Raw genomic sequence first — 25,841 nt, forward strand, 5'->3', positions numbered from 1 at the left:
ATACCTGTTCTGGTCGCCGGTTTGTTTTACCTCACAGCTTTCTATTGCGGCGGGCTCCGTCTCTGCAGATCCCCACGCCGGGCACGACATGTCTGCCATGCAGATGCCAGCAGATGAGAATTTCACTGAGATGACGTCAATGGAGCCCATTGTAACTGAGAGCAGAACGCCAATTCCGCCTGTTACCGATGCCGACCGGAAGGCTGCATTCGGCAATTTACAGGGGCATGCGATCACGACAGTGCGATTAATTATCTGGTTCTGCTGGATCAACTGGAATGGCAACGGTCGGATAACACCAACAATTTCAGCTGGAGTTAACAGCTGGATTGGAGGCGACACAGATCGGATTTGGCTAAAGAGTGAAGGTGAACGAAGCAATGGGGAAACGGAGGCGGCTGAAGCGCAGTTACTCTGGGGACATGCGGTTGGCCCATGGTGGGATTTGGTTGCGGGTGTCAGGCAGGATTTCAGACCTGCTTCTGCCCGGACCTGGGCTGCTGTCGGTTTTCAGGGGCTGGCACTCTATAATTTTGAGTCTGAAATTACGGGTTTTGTCAGTAATGGCGGAAAAGCAGCCCTTCGTCTGGGAGGAGAATACGACGTTTTACTGACTAACCGGCTCATACTCCAGCCATCCTATGAGGTGAATTTCTACAGTCAGGATGATGAATCGCGGGGTCGCGGCAGGGGACTGACTGACACAGAGCTGGGGCTCCGGCTGCGCTATGAAATACGCCGTGAGTTTGCACCCTATATAGGCGTTTCCTGGAATCAACTTTACGGGAAAACATCCGATATGGCGAAAAGAGAAGGTGAGAAAGACCATCAGGTAGTATTCCTGGCGGGAGCCAGAATCTGGTTTTAACGCACTGATATAAAACACTCAACTAAACAGGTAAATAAAATGTCGATTTTAAATAAAGCCATTCTTACAGGTGGCCTCGTTATGGGCGTTGCTTTCTCTGCTATGGCCCATCCGGAATTAAAAAGCTCTGTGCCACAGGCTGATTCAGCCGTAGCGGCCCCGGAAAAGATTCAGCTTAATTTCTCGGAAAATCTGACCGTGAAATTCTCAGGTGCAAAATTAACGATGACGGGTATGAAAGGCATGTCATCACATTCTCCGATGCCGGTCGCGGCAAAAGTGGCGCCAGGCGCTGACCCTAAATCGATGGTCATTATTCCGCGAGAGCCTTTACCCGCTGGCACTTATCGTGTTGACTGGCGCGCGGTTTCTTCAGATACGCACCCTATTACCGGTAATTACACCTTTACAGTGAAGTAATATTATGAACGACCTGATTATGATTGTTATTCGTTTTCTTCTTTATCTGGATTTGATGGTAATATTTGGATTGCCATTTTTTCAGATATATGGAATAAGCGGTGTCAGACATGAAACCTATAACCTGACTAATTTCAGGTCGTTTATAACTTTTGCTGTTGTTACAGGCATCATTCTTACTGGCATTAATATGCTCCTGGTATCTAATGCCATGAGTGGAGTAACTGACCTCAGAGAATTATCCATCCATGTTATCGAGATGGTGATAGAAGAAACTGATGTGGGTATTAGCTGGATTGTCAGGCCTCTGTGCCCTGTTTACCACACTCGGTGCTTTGTTCCTTTACACTAATAAGAGAGTATTGTCCTGCCTGCTGATGACGATGAGTGGGGGCGTGGCGCTGGCTACACTTGCCTGGGGAGGACACGCCGTTATGCATGACGGTCTGCATTACTATCTCCATTTTACTGAGCGATCTGACCCATCTCGGCGCTGCAGGTGCCTGGACAGGTGCTCTGGTTGCATTTGCTATCCTGCTGATGCGCAGAAACGAGCATAATGCACAGAGCGTCATTGTGATATCTGACTCCCCTGGCAAAATTTGCCACGGCAGGAACGGTGATTGTTGTAGCCCTGATCCTGGAGTGCGCTGGTCAACTATCTGTATATTGCTGAGGGTAACTTAACTCCCTTATTCAACAGTTCCTGGGGGAGGATATTGCTTGCCAAGACGGCTCTGTTTGTTCTGATGCTTCTTCTGGCTGCAGCAAACCGGTTTCACCTGGGTCCCCGGCTTGAAGTTATGGTCAGGGAAGGGAATTATGATCGCAGCGTTGCCCTGATGCGAAACAGCATCCTGACAGAATTCGTTGTTGCGATTATCATTCTGGGCGCCGTAGCGTGGCTCGGAATGCTTGCTCCGTCTCAGGTCAGCTAGGGGACAGCCAAAGCTCATGCGTGAGATTTTTACTTTCATATCAGCGAGTTGACCATGCAGCGTATTTTAATCGTTGAAGACGAACAAAAAACAGGTCGTTACCTGCAGCAGGGACTGGTTGAGGAAGGCTATCAGGCCGATCTCTTTAATAATGGCCGCGATGGTCTCGGGGCCGCGTCGAAGGGACAGTATGATTTGATAATACTGGACGTGATGCTGCCTTTCCTCGACGGGTGGCAAATCATCAGCGCACTGAGGGAGTCCGGGCACGAAGAACCGGTCCTGTTTTTAACCGCAAAGGACAACGTGCGGGACAAAGTGAAAGGACTGGAGCTTGGCGCAGATGACTACCTGATTAAGCCCTTTGATTTTACGGAGCTGGTTGCACGTGTAAGAACCCTACTGCGCCGGGCACGCTCGCAGGCCGCAACAGTCTGCACCATCGCCGATATGACCGTTGATATGGTGCGCCGGACCGTGATCCGTTCGGGGAAGAAGATCCATCTCACCGGTAAAGAATACGTTCTGCTTGAGTTGCTGCTGCAACGCACCGGAGAAGTGTTACCCAGGAGTCTTATCTCGTCCCTGGTCTGGAACATGAATTTTGACAGTGATACGAATGTGATTGATGTCGCCGTGAGACGTCTGAGAAGTAAAATTGATGATGACTTTGAGCCAAAACTGATCCATACCGTTCGCGGTGCCGGATATGTCCTGGAGATCAGAGAAGAGTGAGGTTCAAAATTTCCCTGACCACACGCCTGAGCCTGATTTTTTCTGCGGTGATGCTTACGGTATGGTGGTTATCAAGTTTTATCCTGATTAGCACCCTTAATGGCTATTTCGATAATCAGGACCGCGATTTTCTGACAGGTAAACTTCAGCTCACCGAAGAGTTTCTTAAAACAGAGACGTTCAGGAACAAAACGGATATTAAGTCATTATCAGAAAAAATAAACGATGCGATGGTGGGGCACAATGGCTTATTCATTTCTATAAAAAACATGGAAAATGAAAAAATTGTTGAACTCTATGCCAAAAATTCTGTTGTTCCAGCGGTCCTGCTTAATAAGTCGGGTGATATTCTCGACTATATGATCCAGACGGAAGAAAATAACACCGTGTACCGCAGTATCTCGCGGCGGGTTGCCGTGACGCCGGAACAGGGTAAAAGCAAACATGTCATCATTACGGTTGCCACGGATACTGGGTATCACACCCTGTTTATGGACAAACTCAGTACCTGGCTGTTCTGGTTCAATATCGGTCTGGTCTTTATTTCTGTTTTTCTGGGCTGGCTGACCACACGTATTGGTCTGAAACCGCTACGGGAAATGACCAGTCTGGCTTCCTCCATGACCGTACACAGCCTGGATCAGCGTCTAAATCCCGATCTGGCTCCGCCGGAAATCTCTGAGACCATGCAGGAGTTCAATAATATGTTTGATCGCCTGGAGGGGGCATTCCGGAAACTGTCAGATTTCTCGTCTGACATCGCGCATGAGCTGCGCACACCAGTCAGTAATCTGATGATGCAGACGCAGTTTGCACTGGCTAAGGAAAGGGATGTTTCGCATTACCGCGAAATTTTATTCGCTAACCTGGAAGAACTGAAAAGGTTGTCACGAATGACCAGTGACATGCTTTTTCTGGCACGTTCAGAGCATGGTCTGCTGCGGCTGGATAAACATGATGTGGATCTGGCAGCCGAACTGAATGAATTACGTGAGTTGTTCGAGCCCCTGGCAGACGAAACAGGAAAGACAATCACGGTTGAAGGAGAGGGCGTTGTTGCCGGAGACAGCGATATGCTCCGACGTGCTTTCAGTAACCTGCTTTCCAATGCAATCAAGTATTCTCCCGATAACACCTGTACAGCGATACACCTTGAGCGTGACAGTGACTGTGTGAACGTGATGATTACGAATACGATGTCCGGCCAGGTTCCCGCTAATCTGGAACGTTTGTTTGACCGGTTCTATCGCGCAGACTCATCAAGGTTCTACAACACGGAAGGCGCGGGGCTGGGATTATCAATTACAAGGTCGATCATTCATGCTCACGGCGGCGAGCTGTCAGCAGAACAGCAGGGGCGTGAAATTGTGTTCAAAGTGCGCCTGTTAATGGATTAATCCCGTTGTTCAGGAGAAACCTGGAAGGTGACAAAATTGTCATCATTCAGTCACGCGATAAACAGAGGCGGTTTTTTATAATTATTCATAAATCAGGAGCAGCGTGATAACACAATCACCTGGTTCCTGGAGTGATGATTAACCCGCCCTGAGATCAACTGCTTTCTCTGTTATAAGCCATTGATTGTTTGGGTATGTAAACACCGGAGACCCAACCATGAAAAAGATTCTCGTATCATTTGTTGCCATTATGGCTGCCGCTTCATCTGCCATGGCTGCAGAGACAATGAACATGCATGACCAGGTAAATAATGCACAGGCACCTGCCCACCAGATGCAGTCATCTGCTGAAAAAAGTGCAATTCAGGGAGACAGCATGACAATGATGGATATGAGCAGTCACGATCAGGCCGCAATGTCCCATGACATGATGCAAAACAGCAATTCTGCTGCCCACCAGGACATGGCTGAAATGCATAAAAAAATGATGAAAGCTAAACCCGGAGCTACCAACGAAACAGCAAAGTCATTTTCTGAAATGAGCGAGCATGAGAAGGCCGCAGCTGTACATGAGAAGGCGAATAATGGTCAGTCTTCCGTTGTTCACCAGCAGCAGGCTGATAAGCATCGCAGTCAGATCACCCAGAATTAACCCGCAGCTCCACTTGTTAGACCCTCATTTGACGCCGAAGTCACTGGCTTACGCTCCCGTCCGGGAGCGTTTTTTTTCCCATATATCAAACTTTAACTCTGAAGAGGTGGAAGTATCTGACCAACACTGTCACGTAACGCCAGATAACTACAAAAACACCTTTTTCCTCCTGTAAATTGCAGTTCCTGCAAGAACATCAAGGCATAATGTTGGAACAGCGTGTGATACACACTTAGCATCATGTTTTGTATGTGTTTTTTTAAAACTTTACAACTTTAAAGTCTTTTTCAGGTTAAAGGATACAACTTTAATGTCTCTACACAGCTGAGGATAAATGACAGGTCATTCATCATTGCGTTTCACGGGCTGACGGTGGCGCCGTCAGTCACGCGTATAACGTCCAGAATATTGCTGGCGGCCACGGTTCCCATCTTGATGTATGACGCTGCGCTGACGCCGCCAATATGCGGCGAAATGATGACGTTATCGACGGTTTGCCATATGTGCGGGGCGGTCAGTGGCTCGCTGGTAAAGCTGTCGAGTGCCGCGCTGTGCAAGGTTCCATCCTTCAGAGCGTGTAACAGGGCTTCATCGTTAATTAACCCGCCGCGCGCCGTGTTAACCAGAATCGCGTTACGTTTACAGTACTTGAGTGTGTCTGCGTTGATCATCTCTCTGTTGTCGTCAGTGAGCGGACAATGCAGGGAGATAACATCGGCACGGGATAAAAGGTCGGGTAAGGTGTTTGCCCGTTCACAACCAGAAGGCATCGTTTTAGCGTAAGGATCATACGCCACAACCTGCATGCCGAATGCCTGCCCCACCTGCGCAACCCGCGAGCCAATTGCCCCCAGGCCGATAAGCCCCAGCGTCATGCCGTCCAGCTCGATCGATTTGTGCGTGGCTTTATCCCAGTACCCGTCGCGCAGACGTTTATCCAGGGTGACCACGGATTTGGCACAGGCAAGAATCAATGCCCAGGTATGTTCTGCAACCGCTGCTGCATTGGCGCCAGGGGCGGAACGAACGGCGATATCACGCGCCGCTGCCGCTGGCTGGTCTATCACGTCAATGCCGCTTCCGTGTTTCGATATAACCTGTAATGCAGGGGCGGCATCCATGATCCTTGCCGTTATCCTGCCGTAACGCACCAGGATGGCCACCGGGTTGTGCTGTTCGCACAGCGTAACCAGCTGATCTTCTGTAGGCTGACGGCCAGCATACACCACGTCAAAGTCACGCAGCATGTTTACAGCCTGGTCCGCCAGGTCGCATCCCGTGACCAGTACAACGCGTTTGCCTTCCATTACAGCGTCTCCCCGTCAGATAACATGCCCGCCTTACGCAGCGCGTCGTTAAGCCAGTGTGGACGTAAATCACCCTCACGAATCGCAGCAAGACGTCGGGTCTCTGTTTCGAGTTTCCCTTTGGCCATGGCGATAACGGCCTGCACTTCATCACGCGGGATCACCACCACACCGTCGATATCCGCGACCACCAGATCCCCGGCTTGCACCGTCGCGCCAGCGATTGAGATAGGGTGATTAACCCGGCCAGGAATTGATTTTGTTGGGCCACAGGGGTTAAGACCGGCGGCGAAGACGGGGTAATGCCCTTTACTCAGGGTATCGGCATCACGTACCGCCCCGTCAATGATGATGCCCGCAATACCGCTTGCCTGGGCCTGCGTTGCCATAATCTCACCGAGCAGCGCACAGGTCAGATCGCCTTTCCCGTCAACAACCAACACATCGCCAGGCTGTGCGACGGCCATGGCGGCATGGATGGCCAGATTATCTCCCGGGCGCACCTCCACGGTAACTGCCGGGCCTGCAACGGCCATGTGAGGCGCGAGCGGTTTGATACGACCATGCAGGGTACCGCGGCGACCGGCAACATCCGCCAGTATGGCGGCCTGATACTCGGCAGCCTGGTGAACCTGTTCAGTCGATACGCGCTCGACCTGACGATTAATCAATGATGTTTCAGATGCGGACATTTATGCCTCCATATTGTTTTACTGTGTACAATGCAGGTGTACATTACGAAACAACTATAGCGGTGTTGCTTTCCCTTTAGCCAGATCTGCAACGGCGTTTGTGATGTAAACACGAAGTGACTCACAAAAATTGAGGTACACTCACTGCCGAGCAGAAAAGGAGATGATGATGGGTAACGAAGGCGTTGTAGCGGTCGAAAAGGCGCTGGCTTTACTGGATTGCTTCCGTCCCGGCGATGAGAGCCTGACGCTGACCGCGCTGGCGCAGCTATCGGGTTATCACAAAACCACGGTTTACCGGCTAATGAATTCGCTTGAGCGAATGAACTATGTCGTCAGGCATGATGACGGCAATTATGCGCTTGGCCCACGTCTGCTTTACCTTGGCAAACTTTATGAGCAATCTTTCCATCTTTCCCGGGTGGTGCAGCCTGAGCTTCAGGCGTTATCACAGGCCTCTCAGGAGAGCGCAAGCTGGTATGTGTTAGAAGGCGGGCAGCGTCTGTGCCTGTTCCGGGCAGAAGCATCGCACGGGTTGCGTCACAGCAATCTGCCGGGTACTCAGTTTCCGCTGGACGATTCTGCCATCAGTAAAGTGCTTCGCCACTGGGGCCTTAATGACGCGCTGCCTGAAGGGGAGCCCGCTGTTCCGCTCTATACCGCAGGCGCCCGGGACCCGCATACTGCGGCGTTCGCGATGCCCGTCTTCGGCGTCAATGACAAGCTGATTGCGGCGCTGGCGTTAACCGGGCCTATCTCCAGACTGACTGAAGATCGTCGTGAACAGGGGATCAGCCAGCTAATGCACGCTACCGCCAGCCGACTGTCGCAGAAAATGGGGGCCAGTAAGCCTTTCTGCCAGCAGTTTTACGGGGAAACGCAGGATACTGCGGAAGAGAGCCTCTAAGCATAAAGCGGGACGGGCGTCCCGCTTTTGGTCTGTCTAATGGGTGACCTGCTTTTCATGCAACTGCGCATTGCGAGCCTGGCGTCCCATCACCAGCACCGCGATCCCCCCCGCGACGCACAACCCCGCCAGAGGCAGCATCGCCAGCGTGTGGCTACCCGTCCGCTCGTTGATGATGCCGTAAGCGTTGACCATCACCGCACCGCCGATAAGGTTGGCGATGGCGCCAATTGCGGCCAGCCCCGCAGCAGCCGACGTGCTGCTCATCCAGCCTGACGCCAGTGCCCAGAACGGCCCTTTCATTGAATACGCCCCGATCAGCATGATGCTCAGGATAACAATGGTGGCGGAAAGAGAGACGCTGACAAAGGCGGCAAAGACACCTGCGGCAATCATGAACAGCGTCAGCGCCGTATGCCAGCGGCGTTCGTTGGTTCGGTCAGAACTCCGTCCCCACACAATCATCAGTACGGATGCCAGGCCGTAAGGAATGGCGTTGAACAGCCCCGTCTCCAGATTATCAAGGTGGAACGATTTCAGCAGCTGCGGTGACCAGACGCTGATGGTCGTGCCCGCTGATGACGCGCCTGCGTAAATCAGCGCCAGCAGCCAGATTTGACGGTGCCTGAGCAACTGCCATGTCGTCTGGTGCCCGATATTTTTTTGCTGTTGACGCTCGGTTTCAAGCGTCGTTTCCAGCCACTTTTTCTGTTCCGCGTTAAGCCAGTTAGCCTGGTGCGGACGATCGCGAAGCACAAACCAGGCAGCGACACCCAGCAGGACGGCGGGTAAACCTTCAATGATAAACAGCAGATGCCAGCCGCGCAGACCCAGCCAGCCATCCATTGACAGAATCAACCCGGACAGCGGCGAGCCGATAAAATTGGCCAGCGGGATCGCGACCATAAAGGACGCGATAATTCGCGCACGGTAGCGGGAAGGGATCCACCAGGTCAGAAAGAGTACGACGCCGGGGAAGAAGCCCGCCTCCGCGGCACCCAGCAGAAAACGCACGATATAAAGCGACGTGGTGTTTTGTACCAGCGCCATACACATGGACACCACCCCCCAGCTGATCATAATGCGGGGGATCCACAGACGTGCGCCCACTTTCTGCATCGCCAGATTGCTGGGAACTTCAAACAGAAAATACGCCACGAAATAGAGGCTGCTGGCGAAGCCAAACGCCGCTTTGCTGAGACCGAGATCTTCATTCATCTGTAGCGAAGCCATGCCGATATTGCCGCGATCGATAATGGAGACCAGGTAGCTGACTATCAGAAACGGGAGGATGCGCCAGATCACCTTGCGCATAGTCTCTCTTTCTATGTCCTCAATGGCGGCAGCGCCATTACGAATATGTTCTGTCATGTGTTCCTCGCAGGGGCTGTTCTTGGTTTTATCAGGTACAACTCGGTTTTATTAAACAAAACCACTATAGCGTCGGCGCCTTCTTTTTATCCAGTTAATGGAAGGTTTAAATGATGTAAATAAGACGTGACTCACAGTTAACGGGCTTTACGTTATGAGCCTAAACGACAGATGCGCCACCCCCCGTTGTGAGGTAAAGTACACACCTTGCGCAGCCTCAGAGCTGCGGTTTTGTGGGGTATATGCGAATAACACGTTCCCCCCATTCTCACTTCTGGTTTACGCCAGCCTGCATGGTGTTGTGGTTTGTTTTCTTAAAAGGGTTGTCTATGTCTGCTGCTCATCTCGGTTTCCCGACGGAAACCGTTGTTGTCTTTGTGGTGATGGCCATTGGGGCGATGTTTATCGACCTCTTCATGCACCGTCACGATAAGCCGATCTCGCTGAAAAGCGCGGTCATGTGGTCCATCTTCTGGGTCATGATGGCGATGGCCTTCGCCGGATTCTTATACGTGCACCACGGCGCGGAGATGGCCAGTCTGTTCCTGACCGGCTATGCGCTGGAAGAGGTTCTTTCCGTCGACAACCTGTTTGTGATGATGGCGATCTTCGCCTGGTTCGGCGTACCGGATAAATATCGTCACCGCGTGCTCTACTGGGGCGTGCTTGGGGCGATTGTGTTCCGCGGTATTTTTGTTGCAATCGGCACCAGCCTGCTGAGCCTGGGGCCGTATGTTGAGGTGATTTTTGCGCTGGTCGTCGGCTGGACGGCAGTGATGATGCTAAAGCGCAATGAAGAGAGCGATGAAGTAGAAGATTACTCCGGCCATCTGGCGTACCGCCTGGTGAAACGCTTCTACCCGGTGTGGCCAAAAATCAGCAGCCATGCGTTCATCCTGACCCAGAAAGAGGTGGATGCTGAGCTGGAGAAGCCTGAAAACAAGGATGTGATGGTGGGCCGCGTGAAAAAGGCGAAGCGTTACGCAACGCCGCTGCTGCTCTGCGTTGCGGTGGTGGAGCTGTCCGACGTGATGTTCGCCTTCGACTCCGTTCCCGCAATCATTGCCGTCAGCCGTGAGCCGCTGATTATCTACAGCGCCATGATGTTCGCCATTCTCGGCCTGCGTACTCTCTACTTCGTGCTGGAAGCGCTGAAACAGTACCTGGTGCATCTGGAAAAAGCGGTGGTGTTACTGCTGTTCTTCGTGGCGTTCAAGCTGGGGCTGAATGCGACCGACCACTTCTGGCATCACGGTTATAACATCGGTGCCACGGCAAGCCTGTTTGTGGTGCTGGGGGTGCTGGCGCTGGGGATCATTGCGAGCGTGATGTTCCCGGGGAAACGTGAGGCCTGATGTACCGCTTTTCTCCCTCTCCCTGTGGGAGAGGGCCGGGGTGAGGGCACCGGGCCGCACCTAACCCTTAATTGGTGAATTCCGGCGCTTGCTCGGATGATGGAAATGCCGCCAGTGGGGATCCTGCGCCGCTGCCAGCAATTCATGGTCGCCGCGCGTGTCGCCCCAGGCGCGCAGGTGATACGCGTTCAGGTCGCCATACACCTTCTCCAGCCTCGCCACCTTCTGTGCACAACGGCAGTTATGGCCGGTGATCCGCCCGGTCAGCTTGCCGTCTTTCACTTCCAGCTGCGTGCCAATCAGCTTAATGCCGAGCTTATCGGCCCACGGCTGTAACACCAGCGCCGGGGAAGCAGAGCAAATCGTCACTTCTGCACCGGAATTGACCTCATTAGCGACGGCCAGCACGCCTTCCGGGCGCATCAGCTTGTTCCAGTATTTTTCACAGAAGGCTTCCGCCTGCTGACGTAACCAGTGCTCATCCACCCCCGTCAGGAAGGTTTTGATCAACACCTCTTTCAGTTCATCACGCGTCAGCTTGCGGCGCACGCAGTGCAGCGTAGGCAGGGCCATGCGCACCAGTCGGCCAGCAAAATAGCGCTTGCCAAAGGCAAAGCGCAGGAACGGAATAAAACTGTCGTGGTGCGTCAACGTACCATCAAAGTCAAAGACAGAGAGCACGCTGGACTTCGCCACGGCTTCGTCGGCAATCATATTGGTCATAAATACGTCTTAACTGAAATACACATTCTGTTCACTAGTTTACCTGCTTTACCTGCACAGTCCTTAGATCCGATCTCATTTTTTCTCGAACCTGGGGCCTGACGGATCAAACAATGTCATCCACCACGCCGCCGTCAACGCGCAGCGCCGCGCCGGAAGTCGCGGAGGCCTGCATGGAACAGACATACACCACCATATTCGCCACTTCTTCCACCGTGGCGGCGCGCTGGATCACCGAACTGGGGCGATTCGTCATCACGAACGCTTTCGCCAGCTGCTCCAGCGATTTACCGGTTCTCTCGATCTCGTCTTTCATCATCGCAGCAAAACCGTCCGACATGGTCGGGCCGGGCAGCACGCTGTTCACCGTGACGCCGCTGCCGGCCACGAACTTCGCCAGCCCGCGCGCCAGCGAGAGCTGGGCAGTTTTCGTTACGCCATAGTGGATCATATCCGCAGGGATATTGCAGGCCGATTCTGACGAGATAAACACCACACGACCCCAGCCTTTTTGTACCATGCCAGGCAGCAGGGCGCGGGAGAGGCGCACGCCGGACATGACGTTTGTTTGCCAGTAGCGTTCCCAGGTCTCGTCGTCGGTGGAATAAAAATCCTGCTGACCATAAATCCCGGCGTTATTCACCAGAATATCAACGTGCGTGGCAACCCTGAGCAGTTCGTCAACGCCCTCCTGCGCGCTGAGATCGGCGATGGCGGCGCGGACCTGAACGCCAGGCACCACCTGCTGTAACGCCTGAATGCCTTTGTTCACTGAGTCGATGCTGCGTCCATTCACGATCACTTCCGCGCCGCTTTCCGCCAGCCCGCGGGCGATGGCAAACCCAATGCCGCCGGTGGATGCCGTCACCAGCGCCACTTTCCCCGTTAAATCGATTTTCATCGTTCGCTCCTTGTCGTCTTAGGTTCAAAACTTAAAGCGTAGCAGTTGACGATGACGGCTCCTGCTTAAAAAGGCGCAACAGCGTCTCAACCTGCTCGTCCAGCGGGCTGAGGGAGCGTTTGACGATGAGGTGCAGCGGCGTGGCGCGACGTACGCCGTGGCTGAGCGGCAGGATTTTGAGGATACCTTGCTGGAGTGGGGCCTGAATGCGTTCTTCCGGTAACCAGCCGTACCCAACCTGATACATCACCGCTTCGATTGCGGCATCGATGGTGGAGAATGTCCATGACTCCCCGGTGGGGCGAACGGTGGGCTGGCTGTCTGCGATCTGAATGCGCGGCCACGGGCGTAGCATCTCGTCGTTAAGCGGTGTATCCAGCGCAAACAGCGGGTGCGCGTGATGCGCGACGGCAACAAAATCGATATTCATCAGCCATTCGCCCAGGCCGGTTATGTCCTGGCGGCGGGTTAAGACCATCACGTCGGCTTCATCATTGAGCGCATCCGTACGGCTGTTTTCCAGCACCTCTGTGAGCCGCACCTGCGTTTGCGGGTACAGCTGCTGAAACTGGCGCAAAATCGCGAACAGCCGACTGCGCGGAAAGATACTGTCGACCATCAAATCGATACGGGTTCGCATCCCGCTGCGCAGAGTCGCCGCGCGCGTTTCAACATAGGCGAAGGCTTTCAGCAGCGGTTTAACCTGATTCAGCAACAGCTCGCCCGCCGGGGTCAGCACGGCCCGTCTGCCTTCTGTCATTAAGAGCGCCACCCCCAGCCGCTCCTGCAAAAGCGACAGGTTATAGCTGACCGAGGACTGGCTGCGGTGGGTCTCTTCCGCCGCCTTAGCGAAGCTGCCAGCCTCGATGACTTTCTCCAGCAAGGCCCACTGTTCGAGCGTCGTCTTATGCATGATTAATCTAAATTTTGGATGAATTTGATTTAAACATAGCGTTATTCATTCGATTTTTGAAGGGGTACGATCGTCTCATCAAAACAAAGGAGACATCTTATGAACACCTTCGACAAACATGATTTAAGCGGCTTCGTCGGCAAACATCTGGTTTATACCTACGATAATGGCTGGAACTACGAAATTTACGTTAAAAACGAAAACACGCTCGACTACCGTATTCACAGCGGTCTGGTGGGCAACCGTTGGGTGAAAGATCAGCAGGCATACATTGTTCGCGTTGGGGAGAGCATCTATAAAATTTCCTGGACGGAGCCAACCGGTACCGACGTGAGCCTGATCGTGAACCTGGGCGACAGCCTGTTCCACGGCACCATCTTCTTCCCACGCTGGGTCATGAATAATCCGGAAAAAACCGTCTGCTTCCAGAACGATCACATTCCGCTGATGAACAGCTACCGTGATGCCGGTCCGGCGTATCCGACAGAGGTGATTGATGAATTCGCGACCATTACCTTCGTGCGCGACTGCGGCGCCAATGATGATAGCGTGATCAATTGCGCGGCCAGCGAGCTGCCTGCAAACTTCCCTGAAAATTTAAAATAAGATCGGGAACAGGTGAACGGGACATCGGCCATGTTGGTTTTAACCGGCATGGCCGTTTTTTATGCCGCAGAAATGCCGGAGTAAGAAACAGAGTCCGCCGTTAAGGTGAAAGGCGTAGGGGTACAGACCGCCAGGCTCAGCGAGCCGAAACGTAGCTGGCTGACCGGGAGCGACTGGGCGGTACTGTCAATGCTGACAATCTGCCACGCGCTGCCGCCGCGCTGTTTGACGATCGCTTCTTTGCGCGTCCAGATACGCCAGAATGCGGAAAGCTGCTCTTCAGGCGCTTCCCGCTCCAGTTCATCATGTTCGGTGAGGCTGAAAACGGCATTCGCCAGCGCCTGCCAGTTCTCGCGCGGGCGGATCACTTCGATATCGCAGCCCACTTCACCTTCATCGCTCATCAGCAGGGCAATGTCGTCCCCGCTGTGACTCAGGTTAAACCACAGCGGATGACCGTTAGCGAAGGCCGGTTTTCCCTGCTCGCCGTAAATTATCTCGGGAAGCGGTGAGGGGGATAAGGTTCTGGCGAGCAACGTCCGGCCTGCAAGCCAGGAAGCGTGTCGTGCACCCTGCGGTGCTCTGTCTGCGAGCGTTGACGCCAGTGGGTCCGCGCTAAGGGTGGAGATTTTTCCCAGTACAAACTGGTACATAGTTACGCCCAGCGTTTGATGATTATCGAGGTATTAATGCCGCCAAAGGCAAAGTTATTGCTCTGAATAAATTCGCAATCAATCGGGCGGGTTTCCCCCATAATATAATCTAAAGCGCCGCATTGCTCATCCGGTTGTCTTAAATTGAGCGTCGGCGTGAACCAGCCCTCCCGCATCATGTGCAGACTCAACAGGGCTTCCAGCGCGCCACAGGCGCCCAGGGTATGGCCGAAATAGCTCTTCAGGGATGAGATGGGCACCCTGTCGCCGAAGATAGCGGCGGTCGCCTGACTCTCGGCGATATCCCCGCGATCGGTCGCCGTACCGTGGGCAGAAATATAACCAATGTCCTGGGGGCCAAGGCCCGCCATCGCCAGCGACTGTTCCATACACACCTGCATGGTTTCACGCTGGGGCTGGGTGATGTGCGCCGCATCGCAGTTGGTGGCAAAGCCCACGATCTCGCCATAAATTGTCGCCCCCCGCGCTCTGGCGTGATCCAGCGCTTCCAGCACCAGCGTGCCCGCACCTTCACCAATCACCAGACCATCTCGCTGAACGTCAAACGGCGACGGCGTGGTTTTCGGCGCGTCGTTCCGCTGGCTGGTGGCAAACAGGGTATCGAAAACCGCTGCTTCCGACGGACACAGCTCTTCCGCGCCGCCTGCCACCATCACGGTCTGGTAGCCGTGACGAATCGCTTCCCAGGCATAGCCAATCGCCTGGCTGCCGGAGGTACAGGCGCTCGACGTGGGGATCACCCGTCCGCGCAGGCCAAAGAACAGCCCGGTATTCACCGCCGTGGTGTGCGGCATCATCTGCACGTAGGTAGTGCCGGTGATGTTGTGGGTGTGCTTTTCGGTGAGCATGGAGGCAAACTCGCTGACCGGCCCGGTGCTGCCCGTTGACGAGCCGTAGGCGATCCCGGTCTGACCGTTGGTCAGCACGGCGTCGTCGATCAGTCCCGCCTGCTCCAGCGCCAGTTCGGTCGCGCGGGTGGAAAGCAGCGACACCCGGCCCATGGCGCGAATGCGCTTTCGCGTGTAGTGAGCGGGGAGGGTAAAGTCTTCAATCGGCGCGGCGAGCAGGGTTTGCAGGCCGTCATACGCCTGCCACTCCGTCATGGTACGCACCGCGTTTTCATACCCGCGCAGACGGCGCGAGATGGTCGGCCAGTCCTCGCCGAACGCGGTGACGCCGCCCATGCCCGTAATCACTACCCGGCGGGTCATAGCATGCCTCCGTTAATCGAAATCACCTGACGCGTCACATAGCCTGCTTTATCCGACATCAGGTAGCTCGCCAGCCCGGCGACTTCCTCGGCCTGGCCCATACGCTGCATCGGGATCATCGACATCGCCGCATTCAGCGCGGCGTCGTCCATCTCGATCATGCCGGTATCGATCAGCCCCGGCGCGATGCAGTTGACGGTGATTTTGCGTTTTGCCAGCTCGGTGGCGAGCGCTTTGGTGGCGCCGATGATCCCGGCTTTCGCCGCGCTGTAGTTCACCTGCCCACGGTTGCCCATGATGCCTGATACCGACGACAGGGTAATGATCCGTCCGCCCTTGCGGGTGCCGATCATCGGCATAATGCAGGGATGAATGACGTTATAAAAACTGTCGAGATTGGTGTGGATCACGCTGTCCCAGTCCTCGTCGCTGAGCGCCGGAAATGCGCCGTCGCGGGTAATGCCAGCGTTACTGACCACGCCGTACCACGCGCCGTGATCGGCGATCTCCTGTTCCAGCACCGTGCGGCACTGCTCACGGTTGCCTACGTCGAAGGTGAGTAAACGGCCCGCGCCGCCCGCCCGGACAATCGCTTCCAGCGTCTCCTGCGCGCCCGCTTCATCACGATGGTAATGCACGCCGACGGTGAAACCGTCCGCCGCAAGCTGAAGGGCGATAGCGCGGCCAATGCCTTTGCTGGCACCCGTGACCAGTACGGATCTCATGATGGTGTTCCCTGGTTGAAAAGTGTGGTTAATTCTTCCTCGCTCGGCTGGAAGGTGTTCACGCGGCCCGTGGCGAGGGAGGCGTTATCCGCTTGAATGGCGCATTCGAAGCTGCCGAAGCGGTCATCCTGCATCAGTCGTTCGATGGTGATGGTCAGCGTGCTGCCTGCGGCAAAATGCCCTGCGTCGCACACCAGCTCGCGCGCGCCCAGCACCATACCCAGCGCACAGTGCGGCAGCCCTTTTTGCATCCGGTGCCACTCTGACCAGACGCCCACGGTCTGGGCCATCAGCTCCAGCGCAAACCAGCCAGGCAGGTTGCCGTCAGCGTCCAGAAACGGGGCCAGAACACCCCGATCGTTCACCGTGACGCGGCAAACGGCGCGGTCATCGGTGACGCTTTCCACGCTTTCAAGCAGCAGCATCGGCGTATCGTGAGGAAGATAATCCCCGGGGGGTAAATAGCGCATTATGCCCTCCCCAGCAGAAGGCTGGCGTTGTTGCCGCCAAACGCGAAAGAGTTCGACAGGATCACCGGTTTTGTCAGCGGTGCGCTCTGGTGCAGTAGGCCGAAGGTGGGCAGGGTGTCGTCCGGCGCGTAGCGGGAAAAATCCTGCGGTGGCAGCGGCAGGTCTCGGGTCAGGATCAGCCAGCTCAGGGCGGCCTCGGTGATCCCGGCGGCGCCCAGCGTGTGGCCGGTAAGGTGTTTCGTGGAGCTGCACGGCACGCGGTCGCCAAAGAGGTCGTGGATCACCTGCGCCTCAATGCGATCGTTCAGCGGCGTGGCGGTGCCGTGCAGGTTGATATAGCCGACGTCCGCCGCCGTCATGCCCGCCTCGTTCAGCGCCTGGGTGATGGCGCGGATCGCCCCTTCGCCCTGCGGATGCGGGGCGGAAATATGGTACGCATCGCTGGATTCCCCCGCGCCCAGAAGGGCAATCTCGCCCGGCTCGCGGGTCAGCACCATCAGGGCCGCCGCTTCGCCAATGGTGATCCCCCGACGGTTGCGGCCAAACGGCTCGCACAGGGTCGGGGAGAAGGATTCCAGGCTGTTGAAGCCGTTGACCGGCATGCGGCTCAGGCTGTCGGCCCCGCCGACGATGGCGACATCCACCAGCCCCGCCTCGATCAGACGACGACCGCTAATGATCGCCCGCGCGCTGGAGGAGCAGGCGGTCGAGATGGTATACGCCGGGCCGTCCAGCGCCAGCCAGCGGGCAAGAAAGCGCGACGGATCGCCCAGCTCCTGCTGCGGATATTGCCACTGCGTGCTGCGCTCGCCGTTCTGCGCGCGGCGCACGTACTCATCCCCCTCGTCCAGCCCGGAGGTGCTGGTGCCCAGCACAACCGCCACGCGGTCGCGCCCCACGCGCGCAATGGCCGCATCAACGGCGGGGCGGATTTGCGCCAGCGCCGCCAGCAGCAGCTGGTTGTTGCGGCTGCGATGGGCGGAAAAAGACTCGGGGACAGGGGGAAGTTCACCCTCCACGCCCCCCAGCACGGCCTCGGGGAAGCCCTGTAGCCAGCCCGCACGGTGACGCATCCCGGGGGCCACGCCAGCGATCAGGTTCGCCGCAATGTCATCAGCCGAGTTGCCGAGCGCGTTGACCATGCCAACCGCAGAAAGGTAAATCATCTCAGTCACCCAGATATTGAATGGTGATGTGGTAGTGAAAAGCGTGCTGCGCAATGCTAATCGGTTCGCGCCTGCCGTTACGGTTCAGGTAGACAATTTCCGTGACCAGTTTGCCATCGGGGTTGCGCAGTTCGCGTCTGGTGTCAGTATCGTTCAGCGTCCAGCCTTTCGGCAACTGCGGCCGCCAGGCGCTGAGCGGCCAGTGGCTGAGCATCACGTCGGCCAGCACCTGGCTGGCGGGCGGCAGCTGCGGCATCACAACCGACTGCTCGGTGTGGATCCCGGTGTCGTCGTAGGTGGCGAGGAACAGGCGGATCCCGACGGAGGAGAGACCGGCAAGCGTCACTTTATCTCCGTCGGCGTTCAGCATCACCACCAGCGACTGGGTCTGGCCTTTAAAACTGCCGGTAAGCAACTGCTGCGCGCGGAGAGCAGGCGTGATGCCCGGCGGTGGCAGCGTGACGCGGGTGCCCGGCTGGAGCCAGGCCTGAGGGCGCGTGTCATCGCGGTTCGTCGTATGGCTACAGCCCGCCAGCAGCAGGGCCATCATCACTGCCGCCAGGCGAATGAAACGGGTCATGGTAAGTTCTCTTTGTTAGTCGGCATCGCCAGCGGGGCGAGCAGGAACGCGGTGAAGATACCGCTCACCAGCACAATGCCAAAGCTGCTGATGGCCTGAGTGGTGCTGAATACCAGCATCCCCAGCGTCAGCAGGGTGGTCATCATAGCGAGGGTAATCGCCAGCATGGAGGTCAGCGGCGTGCCGCGCGGGTTGCTGAAAAACAGCGTGTAGTTGATGCCAATGCCGAGGACCAGCACCAGCGCCAGCAGGGAAAACAGATTCACCGGATGACCCGTCAAGGCCAGCATTGCCAGCCCGCCACCCAGCGACAGCACGGACGGCACCAGCGCCACCAGCCCTTTTCGCCAGCCGAGGCGCACCATCGCGCCGCAGGCAATTACCGCCAGCGCCACGCCCAGCAGTCCCGTCAACAGCGAGCGGTAGAGCGCAAACAGGCTGTCAAAGCTGGCCTTACGGTCAACCCAGACGACCCCGGGATGACGGGCGGCCAGCTCGCCAAGTGCGGCGCTGTTTTTCACCCCATCGACCGGCACTAACACGCCGCTTGTGCCGTCCGGCAGCGTCAGCCACAGCAAACGCCAGCCCTCGCTGGCCGGGCTGGCGAGCCACGCTTCCACGCTGACAGGCATGGCGTTCAGGTTCGGTTCAACGGCGTTCAGCCCGGTGCTTTTCAGCATTTTCATCACCGTTGGCGCGGCGTTACGCAGCAGATGCAGATCGCTTTTCTGCCGCGCCAGCGAATTCAGCGGCAGGGTACGCCAGCGGGTAAATGCCCCCGCCTGTTGCGCCTGCGCCAGCGCCGGGGTAAATGCCTCCAGCCGCTCCAGCGTTTCCTGCGCCGACGCGCCGTACACCACGAACCACTTCTGATCGACGTTCTGCCCGGTCAGGGCGGTGATGGTTTTTTCCTGCGCCAGAATGTCCTGCGGCAACGCCTGAAGCCGGGCGATATCGTCATCCACCCGCAGGCTGGCGATCCCGATGGCGGAGAGCAGCGCCAGCGCTACCGGCAGCCCGACAGCGAGGGCTTTCCTGTCGCGCCAGGCGTTCAGCCAGCGCTGCATCATCCCTCTCAGGGGAACCGGGCGGATCGGCATGCCCCGGCACAGCCACGGATGCCAGAAAATTACCGTCAGGCACGAGGCGCTCAGCCCTGCGGCGGCGAACACCGCCATCTGACGAATGCCGGGGAAGGGGGCCAGCATCATGAAGAGATACGCCACCACGGTGGTCAGCAGCGCCAGCAGCAGCGCGTTACGCACTTTCGCCAGGCTTTGCCAGGGCGAGTGTTCCGCGCCGTGCACCATCCGTTCCGTGAGGTAGTAAATCGTATAGTCCGCCGAGATGCCGATGATGCTCATGCTCATCACCAGCGTCATCAGGTGCAGTTCACTGAACAGCAGGAGCGTCACGACCGTCCCCGCCAGCGCGCCGATGGCAATGGAGAGCAGGCTCAGCAGCAGCGGACGCACGGAGCGAAACACCGACACAATCAGCAGGATCACCCCGAGCACCGTGGCGACGCCGAGCGTGGAAATATCTTTTTTAGCCTGCTGGCTGGCGTAATCGCTGTAGAACACCGTCCCGCGCGAGAGCAGCTGCGCCTGTGGATACTGGCTTTTTAGCGCCTTCTGCAACGTGTTAAGGGTGGTCACGAACTGGTGGGTTTGCTGCATATCGAACGACGAGCCTGCCAGCTCGCCGTGCAGCAGATACCAGTAGTTCCCGGCCTCGTCTTTTGTCACCAGCCAGCCGTCCATCAGCTGCATCTTCTGGCTGTTCTTCGCCAGCGCGAGCTGCGCGCCGCGCATCAGCATCAGCGGATCGTTTTGCAGCTCCTTGCCGCTCACGCCGGAAAAGGCGGAGTAGAGCTGGGACAGGATCCACTGGGCCTGCGCTTCACCGCCGTTTTGCAGGCGGGCGCGGGTGGCCGGATCGATCAGGCCATTGCGGTGCTGCCAGAAGAAATCTCCCCAGGCCTGTTGCCCAGCGGCGTCCAGCGGACCTTTTACGACATTCAGCGCCTGGCTGCGTTGCAGCAGGGTTAACCACTGCTGCGCCACGCGCGGGTCCGGCTGTTTGCCGGGGCTGACCAGCCAGATAAGCTGGCGGTCGAGGCGCTGCATAAATCCGTCGTTGAGGGCGGGAGGGATCGCGCCGAGCGTCTGTTTCGGCAGCATGGCGAGCACGCTACTGTTCAGCCGTGCGCCGGGCAGCAGCGACAGCAGTACGCCCAGCAGGATCAGGCATACCGCGGCCCACAGCAGCGCCGGGCGCAGGGCGTTACGGTGCGGTAAAGCGCTGGCGTTCTGCATCGGTCAGGCGGGCGTCAGTTGGTGGCGGGAGAGGGCGATATCCGTCGTGTCGCCCTGCTTATCGTTCAGGCGAATGGATTCCAGATAGATCGCGCCCTTCAAATCCAGGGAGGTAAAAATCTTGTCCAGCGGCGTGGTGATGGGGGTGAGCACCAGCGACCAGCGGCCTTCGCCCAGGTCTTTGAAATCGATGCGGAAGTTCTCTTCCAGCACCTTGCGGTCGGCCTGGAACAGCGCCCGCAGCAGGTGGTTGAACTGGAACATCTGTGGATTAGTGTCGGCGGTAATGGTTTGCGGCGGCTGACCGTTAACGATCTGCACCATCCGTTGGTCATCCAGCAGCAGCGTCATCGGGAACGGCGCTTTTTGATCCCACAGCAGGCCATTGTCACGGGCGATCAGCATCTCCCCCTGCGAGCGCAGCGGCTGAGGCATGTCCTTGATGGTGCGGGTCTGCTCAAAGTGCGCGCGCACCACCGGTTGCTCCGCAAACCGCTGTTGCAGTTCATCCAGCGTCACCGCGCTGACCACCGGGCTTATCAGCAGCGCGAGTAGCGTTATCCATTTCATGGCGCGATCCCCATACGTTCGAACAGAATGGCCGGGCTGACAAAGCACATCTCCCGGCTTGCTTCCTCCACCGCCACCTGAATGGTGTAGCCGGTGGTGGTGCGTTTCCCGGTTTGCGCGTCGAAGATTTGATAGGCGATGCGCAGGCGGTTCTCAACCTCTTCAATGTGGGCGCGGACGCGAATGCGCTGCTCGAAAGTCACCGCATCGCGGTATTTCACCCGGGTATCCACCACCGGCCAGACGTAGCCGGACGCTTTCATCTGGCGATAGCCGTAGTCAAACTGGTTGAGCAGCGCTTCGCGGGCAATCTCAAAGTAGCGGAAATAGTTGCCGTGCCACACCACGCCCATCATATCGACGTCGTGGAACGGAACGGTGATTTCAACTTCAGCCGTAAAGCGGGGATCGGTCAGCACCCTTTACTCCTTCTCGTTGATCTCTGGCAATTGCCAGAAATCGAAAAAATTAAACCAGTCGAGCGGCGACATGAGCGCGTAATGCTCCAGCCGCTGCGCATAGCGGTCGACGGTCTGCTGTAGCGCCTGCTGGCGTTCGCCGCGCGGTAGCAGCAGCGGGTCGGCAAACGGCTCGCAGTGTAGGGTCAGCTTTCCCTGCTGGCAGAGGGCAAAAATCAGCACCACCGGGCAGCGCAAAATGGAGGCCAGAATAAATGGCCCCTGCGGGAACGGGGCGGGCTGGCCCATAAATTCGCTCCATATCACTCGCCAGCTGCCGCCGCGCTGCGGGGTAACGGCGATGCGATCGCCCACGATCGCCACCCATTCACCGCGATCCAGCTTCTCTTTGATGAGGATGGCGGTTTCCGGGCCAATGTCGGTGACCGGCATCAGGTGAATGCCCGCCTGCGGGGCCATCTCCTCCATCACCTGCTTAAAGCGTCTGGCGTTGTCGCTAAAGACCAGCGCGTTAATGGTTTTCGCCCCTTCGCGCTGGGCCAGCGCCCGGCAGGCTTCCACATCGCCAAGGTGCGACGCGAGCAGCAGTTTGCCCTGAGGATCGTCCAGTCCCAGCGCCTCCTGCGCGCCTGGCGCAAAGACCAGATCGCGATGGAGTTTCATTTCGCCCCGCCAGCTGGCCACTTTATTCAGCATGGCATGACCGAAGCGCAGGAAGTGGGAAAAACTGTTAAGCCGCGCGGGTTGCGGCATTTGCCGCTGTGCTATCACCGTTTTAACCCGCGCCAGCCACTGCTGCGACGCCAGACGCGCAGAGCGGGCGGTCAGCCAGTAGACGGCGGTAACCGGCCACAGCAGGATGGTGAACGCCTTTCGCCCCAGCAGCTGCCAGACGCGCAGCATCAGGCGCATGCCCCATAACCCTTTCACCTCCTGCTGCTGCGCCCAGTGCTGCGAGCGGCGACGCATCAGCAGGGAAGGAATGCGCGGCAGCATGCCGAGAAACAGACGGGTATGCATCCATGAGATGCGCACGTTGTCTTTCAGGGCATCAAAATGGGATACCCCATCCGGCGGATAGGTCACGCGGGTGGGCAGAAAATAGCTGGTGTTGCCCTGCCAGTAGAGGCGCACCATCACTTCGGTATCAAAATCCATCCGCCTGCCGAGCGGCGTGTCCGCCGCAAGGCGCAGGACCGGGGCTATCGGGTAAATGCGAAACCCGCACATGCTGTCTTTGAGTTGCAGGGAGAGGGTTTCAATCCAGACCCAGACGTGGGTGATCCAGCGTCCGTACAGGCGCGAACGGGGGATCGAATCATCGTAAACGGGCTGCCCGGAAATGAGCGCATCGGGATGGCGTTCAGCCAGCGCCAGCAGTCTGGGGATGTCTTCGATAGCGTGCTGCCCGTCAGCGTCCACCTGAACGGCGTGGGTGAAACCGCGATCGGCGCAGGCTTTCAGCCCCTGCATCACCGCCGCCCCTTTGCCGCTGTTTTCGGCCAGCCGCAGCAGCGTGATTTGCGGATGAGCCGCCGCCAAATCCTCAAGCACACGGCGCGTGGTTTCATCGCTGCCATCGTCCACCATCAGACAGGGCAGATCGAAAGGCGCGAGGCGCGCCAGCACCGAAGCCATCATCGCCCCGTGGTTGTAGCACGGGATCAGCACGCAGGGACGGAAGGTTACTGACATAAGCGAATCTTCCCGCTGCTGGCGGTGTGGCGCGCGTTACCCGCATGGCGCTGATAGCTAAAGGTCAGCATCTGGCGTTCAGGCTGCCAGGCAAGGGCCAGCGTGACCGTGTTCTCCGGCAACAGCGGGGCGGCGAACTTTACGTTCTGAATACTGTGAAAACGGTAGCCCGGCGCCAGCGCGCTAGCGTAATGCATTACCCAGTCGAGCTGGGCGACGCCGGGCAGCAACGGCTGTACGGCGAAATGTCCCTTAAACCAGAGCAGGCCAGGATCAAGATAAAGGGTTATCTCCAGATGCTGTGGATCGGGCTGGAGGCGCCCGATTTCAGGGATCTTCATGAAACAACTCCTGTAGTTGCGCAGTCACGCGCTTGTTCATGCTGTTGACCGGAATTTCATCGACGATCCGCCAGTAGCGCGGCACGGCAACCGGTTCAAGCCAGGGGCGAAGGGCGCGACGCCAGGCAAGCACCTGCGCTTTTTTGCCCTGGTCGTGTTGCTGACGCGCCGCTTCATTCAATACCAGCAACACGCCGATGCCCTGACGCCCGCCGCGCGTCACCGTCAGCGCGGCGGCCTCGCGGATGCCGTCCAGCGCCAGCAGGCGGCGCTCAATGTCATCGAGCGAAATGCGTTTATCTTCGAGTTTAACCACCCGACCGCGACGCCCGACGAGGCTGAACTGCCCGTCAGCCGTGAAGTGCAGAATATCATCCAGCGCGATCCCTTCCGCCTCGGGGATCAGCGGCGACGTCACGCGATCGCCGTGAAACGCCACGCCGGGGAAAGGCTGCCAGCGCGTGCTTTCCTCCTGACGGTAGCGCCAGGCCATAACCCCCGTTTCCGTACTGCCGTATATTTCATCCGGCCAGACGTTGAGCCAGGCCTGAACCGCAGTGACCTCCTGCCAGGGCAGCGCGCCGCCAGCGGAGAAGAGCAGGTTAACGGGGGGCGGCGTCAGCGATTCGTCCAGCCGCTTAAGGAACGCCGGGCTGCTGATGAAAAGATAGCGTTTATCGCCGGGAAGGGCAGAGAGCTGCTCGGCATAGTTGAGCAGGCTGGCATGCAGCGGCAGGCCGAGCGCCATGGGTAAGACGACACGGAACGTCAGGCCGTACAGGTGGTGCAGCACCACGGAAGCCACGACGTGACAGCCCGCCAGACGTTCACCAAAATGCGCCGCCAGCAGACGCGCCTCACGATCCAGGCTGATAACCGGCTTACACACCCGCTGCGGCGCGCCGGTCGAGCCGGAGGTGTAAAGCTCAATCGTGCGCATCTCATCGATGGCAGGCAGCGGTGAAAAGGGATGGCCTGCCCGCTGAGCGGAAGTCACCCGCCGCTGTCGCCCCTGAAAATCGAGCGTGGTGTCGCTCAGGATGCCGCTGAACAGTGCCCGCTGTTCGTTAAGCTGCGCCGCCCGGCTGTGGCCGGGGAGGACGGGCGTTTTCCCCGCATGCAGCGTTGCCAGCAGGGCGACAATAAACAGATAGCCGTCTTCAAAACACAGCGCCCAGCGCTCGCCATCTTCATGACGCAGCGTGTCGACCAGCTGAGTGACGTCGTGGCGCAAATCGCCAAGCGTCCAGAGGCGGTCGTCACGCCAGGCGACAGGGGTGTCGTCAGGGCGGGGCGCACTGAGCCACTGGCTAAGCGGAAGGGGGTTAAACATCGTTTTTCATCACCCGTTGTCGCACCAGCCACTCGACGGCCATCAGCGTGCCCATCAGGAGATAGGCAATCATCCCGTTCCACAGCGTCCACAGACGTATGTCCGCATGTAAAACGGTAAACAGCGCGATGGCTCCGTTGACGATAAAAAACACGCACCATATCTGGGTAACCCGGCGCGTGTACCGTATCCCGACGGGGGAAAGATCCGGTTCACGCAGGCGCGCCAGCCGTTCGACGACAGGCATAGCCGTCCACAGCGAACCGCCAAACACCACCAGCATCACCAGATTCACCACCACCGGATAAAACAGCACCCACTGGTGCGCGTCCAGGATGTAGCTCGCTGCGCAAAGCACAATGCCAGCCAGCGCCACGCTCACGAAAAGATAACGCAGGGGGCCGCCCTGCCGACGGGCCTGGCAGACGCGCAACAGCAGCACCAGCGCCATCACGGGCAGTATCCCGTGCAGGCTGTTATTCGCCAGCCCAAAGCCGATCAGAAACGGCCATGCCAGCAGCATCAGTCCTGTCAGGGCGGGAAGGATCGGCATC

Annotated in this window: 25 protein-coding genes and 3 pseudogenes; 9 read left to right on the forward strand and 19 right to left on the reverse strand. The window is 57.5% G+C overall.

Going from position 1 to position 25,841, the window contains the following annotated elements; all coding sequences use genetic code 11:
• The 6 genes and pseudogenes from pcoB to pcoE form a co-directional block, all read left to right on the forward strand.
• A pseudogene (gene pcoB, locus BH712_RS18915) lies at window positions 1–868 on the forward strand (copper resistance outer membrane transporter PcoB); the annotation flags it as partial.
• A 39-nt stretch (window positions 869–907) separates the two neighbouring features.
• A complete protein-coding gene (gene pcoC, locus BH712_RS18920; RefSeq protein WP_000025662.1) occupies window positions 908–1,288 on the forward strand; it encodes a copper resistance system metallochaperone PcoC in 381 nt (126 codons plus the stop codon).
• Window positions 1,289–1,343: 55 nt separating this feature from the next.
• Window positions 1,344–2,226, forward strand: a pseudogene (gene pcoD, locus BH712_RS18925) (copper resistance inner membrane protein PcoD).
• Between the two features lie 54 nt (window positions 2,227–2,280).
• Window positions 2,281–2,961, forward strand: coding sequence for a copper response regulator transcription factor PcoR (pcoR, locus tag BH712_RS18930; protein WP_001188930.1), 681 nt, complete (start codon window positions 2,281–2,283; stop codon window positions 2,959–2,961).
• Window positions 2,958–4,358: a copper resistance membrane spanning protein PcoS gene (gene pcoS, locus BH712_RS18935; protein WP_001211180.1), complete on the forward strand. Its 1,401-nt coding sequence runs from the start codon at window positions 2,958–2,960 to the stop codon at window positions 4,356–4,358. Before pcoR ends, pcoS begins: the two co-directional genes overlap by 4 nt.
• A 217-nt stretch (window positions 4,359–4,575) precedes the next feature.
• Window positions 4,576–5,010 (forward strand): copper resistance system metallochaperone PcoE, encoded by a 435-nt coding sequence (gene pcoE / locus BH712_RS18940; RefSeq protein WP_000723069.1) that lies wholly within the window; start codon window positions 4,576–4,578, stop codon window positions 5,008–5,010.
• A gap of 359 nt (window positions 5,011–5,369) precedes the next feature.
• On the opposite strand, the gene BH712_RS18950 is transcribed toward pcoE, so the two are convergent.
• Window positions 5,370–6,317 carry a hydroxyacid dehydrogenase gene (locus BH712_RS18950; RefSeq protein WP_006812318.1) on the reverse strand — a complete coding sequence of 316 codons (948 nt, stop codon included), beginning with the start codon at window positions 6,315–6,317 and terminating at the stop codon, window positions 5,370–5,372.
• Window positions 6,317–7,009, reverse strand: coding sequence for an RraA family protein (locus BH712_RS18955; RefSeq protein WP_006812317.1), 693 nt, complete (start codon window positions 7,007–7,009; stop codon window positions 6,317–6,319). The genes BH712_RS18950 and BH712_RS18955 overlap by 1 nt, the downstream gene beginning before the upstream one ends.
• A 169-nt stretch (window positions 7,010–7,178) precedes the next feature.
• On the opposite strand from BH712_RS18955, the gene BH712_RS18960 reads away from it, so the two are divergent.
• Window positions 7,179–7,916 (forward strand): IclR family transcriptional regulator, encoded by a 738-nt coding sequence (locus BH712_RS18960; RefSeq protein ID WP_032674096.1) that lies wholly within the window; start codon window positions 7,179–7,181, stop codon window positions 7,914–7,916.
• A gap of 36 nt (window positions 7,917–7,952) precedes the next feature.
• Here the strand turns inward: BH712_RS18960 and BH712_RS18965 are convergent, their stop codons facing one another.
• On the reverse strand, window positions 7,953–9,287 hold the full coding sequence (locus BH712_RS18965) for an MFS transporter (protein WP_006812315.1): 1,335 nt from the start codon (window positions 9,285–9,287) through the stop codon (window positions 7,953–7,955).
• A gap of 329 nt (window positions 9,288–9,616) precedes the next feature.
• Here BH712_RS18965 and BH712_RS18970 point away from each other — a divergent pair, with 329 nt between their 5' ends.
• Window positions 9,617–10,642: a TerC/Alx family metal homeostasis membrane protein gene (locus tag BH712_RS18970; RefSeq protein ID WP_032674095.1), complete on the forward strand. Its 1,026-nt coding sequence runs from the start codon at window positions 9,617–9,619 to the stop codon at window positions 10,640–10,642.
• Window positions 10,643–10,702: 60 nt separating this feature from the next.
• Here the strand turns inward: BH712_RS18970 and BH712_RS18975 are convergent, their stop codons facing one another.
• From BH712_RS18975 to BH712_RS18985, 3 genes are all read right to left on the reverse strand, one after another.
• Window positions 10,703–11,365, reverse strand: coding sequence for an HAD family hydrolase (locus BH712_RS18975; RefSeq protein ID WP_003861228.1), 663 nt, complete (start codon window positions 11,363–11,365; stop codon window positions 10,703–10,705).
• 106 nt (window positions 11,366–11,471) lie between these two features.
• A complete protein-coding gene (locus BH712_RS18980; protein ID WP_006812313.1) occupies window positions 11,472–12,266 on the reverse strand; it encodes an SDR family NAD(P)-dependent oxidoreductase in 795 nt (264 codons plus the stop codon).
• 31 nt (window positions 12,267–12,297) lie between these two features.
• Entirely contained in the window at window positions 12,298–13,179 is an 882-nt protein-coding gene (locus BH712_RS18985; RefSeq protein ID WP_006812312.1) for a LysR family transcriptional regulator, read from the reverse strand.
• 99 nt (window positions 13,180–13,278) lie between these two features.
• On the opposite strand from BH712_RS18985, the gene BH712_RS18990 reads away from it, so the two are divergent.
• Window positions 13,279–13,785, forward strand: coding sequence for a phenolic acid decarboxylase (locus tag BH712_RS18990; protein ID WP_006812311.1), 507 nt, complete (start codon window positions 13,279–13,281; stop codon window positions 13,783–13,785).
• Window positions 13,786–13,844: 59 nt separating this feature from the next.
• Here BH712_RS18990 and acpT read toward each other — a convergent pair whose 3' ends face one another.
• The 13 genes and pseudogenes from acpT to BH712_RS19055 all read right to left on the reverse strand — a co-directional run bounded on the left by acpT (window position 13,845) and on the right by BH712_RS19055 (window position 25,840).
• Entirely contained in the window at window positions 13,845–14,438 is a 594-nt protein-coding gene (acpT, locus tag BH712_RS18995) for a 4'-phosphopantetheinyl transferase AcpT (RefSeq protein WP_006812310.1), read from the reverse strand.
• Between the two features lie 2 nt (window positions 14,439–14,440).
• Window positions 14,441–15,670, reverse strand: coding sequence for a beta-ketoacyl-ACP synthase (locus tag BH712_RS19000; protein ID WP_006812309.1), 1,230 nt, complete (start codon window positions 15,668–15,670; stop codon window positions 14,441–14,443).
• On the reverse strand, window positions 15,667–16,398 hold the full coding sequence (locus BH712_RS19005) for a 3-ketoacyl-ACP reductase FabG2 (RefSeq protein ID WP_032674094.1): 732 nt from the start codon (window positions 16,396–16,398) through the stop codon (window positions 15,667–15,669). Before BH712_RS19005 ends, BH712_RS19000 begins: the two co-directional genes overlap by 4 nt.
• Window positions 16,392–16,865, reverse strand: a complete 474-nt coding sequence (locus BH712_RS19010) for a hotdog family protein (RefSeq protein ID WP_006812307.1) — start codon at window positions 16,863–16,865, stop codon at window positions 16,392–16,394. Before BH712_RS19010 ends, BH712_RS19005 begins: the two co-directional genes overlap by 7 nt.
• On the reverse strand, window positions 16,865–18,031 hold the full coding sequence (locus tag BH712_RS19015; RefSeq protein WP_006812306.1) for a beta-ketoacyl-[acyl-carrier-protein] synthase family protein: 1,167 nt from the start codon (window positions 18,029–18,031) through the stop codon (window positions 16,865–16,867). The genes BH712_RS19010 and BH712_RS19015 overlap by 1 nt, the downstream gene beginning before the upstream one ends.
• Window position 18,032: 1 nt before the next feature.
• Window positions 18,033–18,611, reverse strand: coding sequence for a DUF3261 domain-containing protein (locus tag BH712_RS19020; RefSeq protein ID WP_006812305.1), 579 nt, complete (start codon window positions 18,609–18,611; stop codon window positions 18,033–18,035).
• On the reverse strand, window positions 18,608–20,929 hold the full coding sequence (locus BH712_RS19025; RefSeq protein ID WP_006812304.1) for an MMPL family transporter: 2,322 nt from the start codon (window positions 20,927–20,929) through the stop codon (window positions 18,608–18,610). Before BH712_RS19025 ends, BH712_RS19020 begins: the two co-directional genes overlap by 4 nt.
• Window positions 20,898–21,499: pseudogene (locus BH712_RS19030) on the reverse strand (LolA family protein). The gene BH712_RS19025 and the pseudogene BH712_RS19030 overlap by 32 nt, the downstream one beginning before the upstream one ends.
• The gene (locus BH712_RS19035) at window positions 21,496–21,918 is read right to left on the reverse strand and encodes an acyl-CoA thioesterase (RefSeq protein ID WP_006812302.1); all 423 of its coding nucleotides are present in this window, start codon (window positions 21,916–21,918) and stop codon (window positions 21,496–21,498) included. The pseudogene BH712_RS19030 and the gene BH712_RS19035 overlap by 4 nt, the downstream one beginning before the upstream one ends.
• Window positions 21,919–21,921: 3 nt before the next feature.
• Entirely contained in the window at window positions 21,922–23,613 is a 1,692-nt protein-coding gene (locus BH712_RS19040; protein ID WP_006812301.1) for a glycosyltransferase family 2 protein, read from the reverse strand.
• Window positions 23,604–23,954: an ApeI family dehydratase gene (locus BH712_RS19045; protein ID WP_006812300.1), complete on the reverse strand. Its 351-nt coding sequence runs from the start codon at window positions 23,952–23,954 to the stop codon at window positions 23,604–23,606. The genes BH712_RS19040 and BH712_RS19045 overlap by 10 nt, the downstream gene beginning before the upstream one ends.
• Window positions 23,941–25,287 carry an AMP-binding protein gene (locus tag BH712_RS19050; RefSeq protein ID WP_006812299.1) on the reverse strand — a complete coding sequence of 449 codons (1,347 nt, stop codon included), beginning with the start codon at window positions 25,285–25,287 and terminating at the stop codon, window positions 23,941–23,943. Before BH712_RS19050 ends, BH712_RS19045 begins: the two co-directional genes overlap by 14 nt.
• Window positions 25,280–25,840: a COG4648 family protein gene (locus BH712_RS19055; protein WP_006812298.1), complete on the reverse strand. Its 561-nt coding sequence runs from the start codon at window positions 25,838–25,840 to the stop codon at window positions 25,280–25,282. The genes BH712_RS19050 and BH712_RS19055 overlap by 8 nt, the downstream gene beginning before the upstream one ends.
• Between the last annotated feature and the right edge of the window lies 1 nt (window position 25,841).

This window comes from Enterobacter hormaechei ATCC 49162, assembly GCF_001875655.1.
Lineage (GTDB): Bacteria > Pseudomonadota > Gammaproteobacteria > Enterobacterales > Enterobacteriaceae > Enterobacter > Enterobacter hormaechei.

Bases quoted from the DNA above. Each gene is read 5' to 3' on its own strand.
- pcoC (WP_000025662.1), top strand. From the start codon at position 908: ATGTCGATTTTAAATAAAGCCATTCTTACAGGTGGCCTCGTTATGGGC.
- pcoR (WP_001188930.1), top strand. From the start codon at position 2,281: ATGCAGCGTATTTTAATCGTTGAAGACGAACAAAAAACAGGTCGTTAC.
- pcoE (WP_000723069.1), top strand. From the start codon at position 4,576: ATGAAAAAGATTCTCGTATCATTTGTTGCCATTATGGCTGCCGCTTCA.
- BH712_RS18950 (WP_006812318.1), bottom strand. From the start codon at position 6,317: ATGGAAGGCAAACGCGTTGTACTGGTCACGGGATGCGACCTGGCGGAC.
- BH712_RS18955 (WP_006812317.1), bottom strand. From the start codon at position 7,009: ATGTCCGCATCTGAAACATCATTGATTAATCGTCAGGTCGAGCGCGTA.
- BH712_RS18960 (WP_032674096.1), top strand. From the start codon at position 7,179: ATGGGTAACGAAGGCGTTGTAGCGGTCGAAAAGGCGCTGGCTTTACTG.
- BH712_RS18965 (WP_006812315.1), bottom strand. From the start codon at position 9,287: ATGACAGAACATATTCGTAATGGCGCTGCCGCCATTGAGGACATAGAA.
- BH712_RS18970 (WP_032674095.1), top strand. From the start codon at position 9,617: ATGTCTGCTGCTCATCTCGGTTTCCCGACGGAAACCGTTGTTGTCTTT.
- BH712_RS18975 (WP_003861228.1), bottom strand. From the start codon at position 11,365: ATGACCAATATGATTGCCGACGAAGCCGTGGCGAAGTCCAGCGTGCTC.
- BH712_RS18980 (WP_006812313.1), bottom strand. From the start codon at position 12,266: ATGAAAATCGATTTAACGGGGAAAGTGGCGCTGGTGACGGCATCCACC.
- BH712_RS18985 (WP_006812312.1), bottom strand. From the start codon at position 13,179: ATGCATAAGACGACGCTCGAACAGTGGGCCTTGCTGGAGAAAGTCATC.
- BH712_RS18990 (WP_006812311.1), top strand. From the start codon at position 13,279: ATGAACACCTTCGACAAACATGATTTAAGCGGCTTCGTCGGCAAACAT.
- acpT (WP_006812310.1), bottom strand. From the start codon at position 14,438: ATGTACCAGTTTGTACTGGGAAAAATCTCCACCCTTAGCGCGGACCCA.
- BH712_RS19000 (WP_006812309.1), bottom strand. From the start codon at position 15,670: ATGACCCGCCGGGTAGTGATTACGGGCATGGGCGGCGTCACCGCGTTC.
- BH712_RS19010 (WP_006812307.1), bottom strand. From the start codon at position 16,865: ATGCGCTATTTACCCCCCGGGGATTATCTTCCTCACGATACGCCGATG.
- BH712_RS19015 (WP_006812306.1), bottom strand. From the start codon at position 18,031: ATGATTTACCTTTCTGCGGTTGGCATGGTCAACGCGCTCGGCAACTCG.
- BH712_RS19020 (WP_006812305.1), bottom strand. From the start codon at position 18,611: ATGACCCGTTTCATTCGCCTGGCGGCAGTGATGATGGCCCTGCTGCTG.
- BH712_RS19025 (WP_006812304.1), bottom strand. From the start codon at position 20,929: ATGCAGAACGCCAGCGCTTTACCGCACCGTAACGCCCTGCGCCCGGCG.
- BH712_RS19040 (WP_006812301.1), bottom strand. From the start codon at position 23,613: ATGTCAGTAACCTTCCGTCCCTGCGTGCTGATCCCGTGCTACAACCAC.
- BH712_RS19045 (WP_006812300.1), bottom strand. From the start codon at position 23,954: ATGAAGATCCCTGAAATCGGGCGCCTCCAGCCCGATCCACAGCATCTG.
- BH712_RS19050 (WP_006812299.1), bottom strand. From the start codon at position 25,287: ATGTTTAACCCCCTTCCGCTTAGCCAGTGGCTCAGTGCGCCCCGCCCT.
- BH712_RS19055 (WP_006812298.1), bottom strand. From the start codon at position 25,840: ATGCCGATCCTTCCCGCCCTGACAGGACTGATGCTGCTGGCATGGCCG.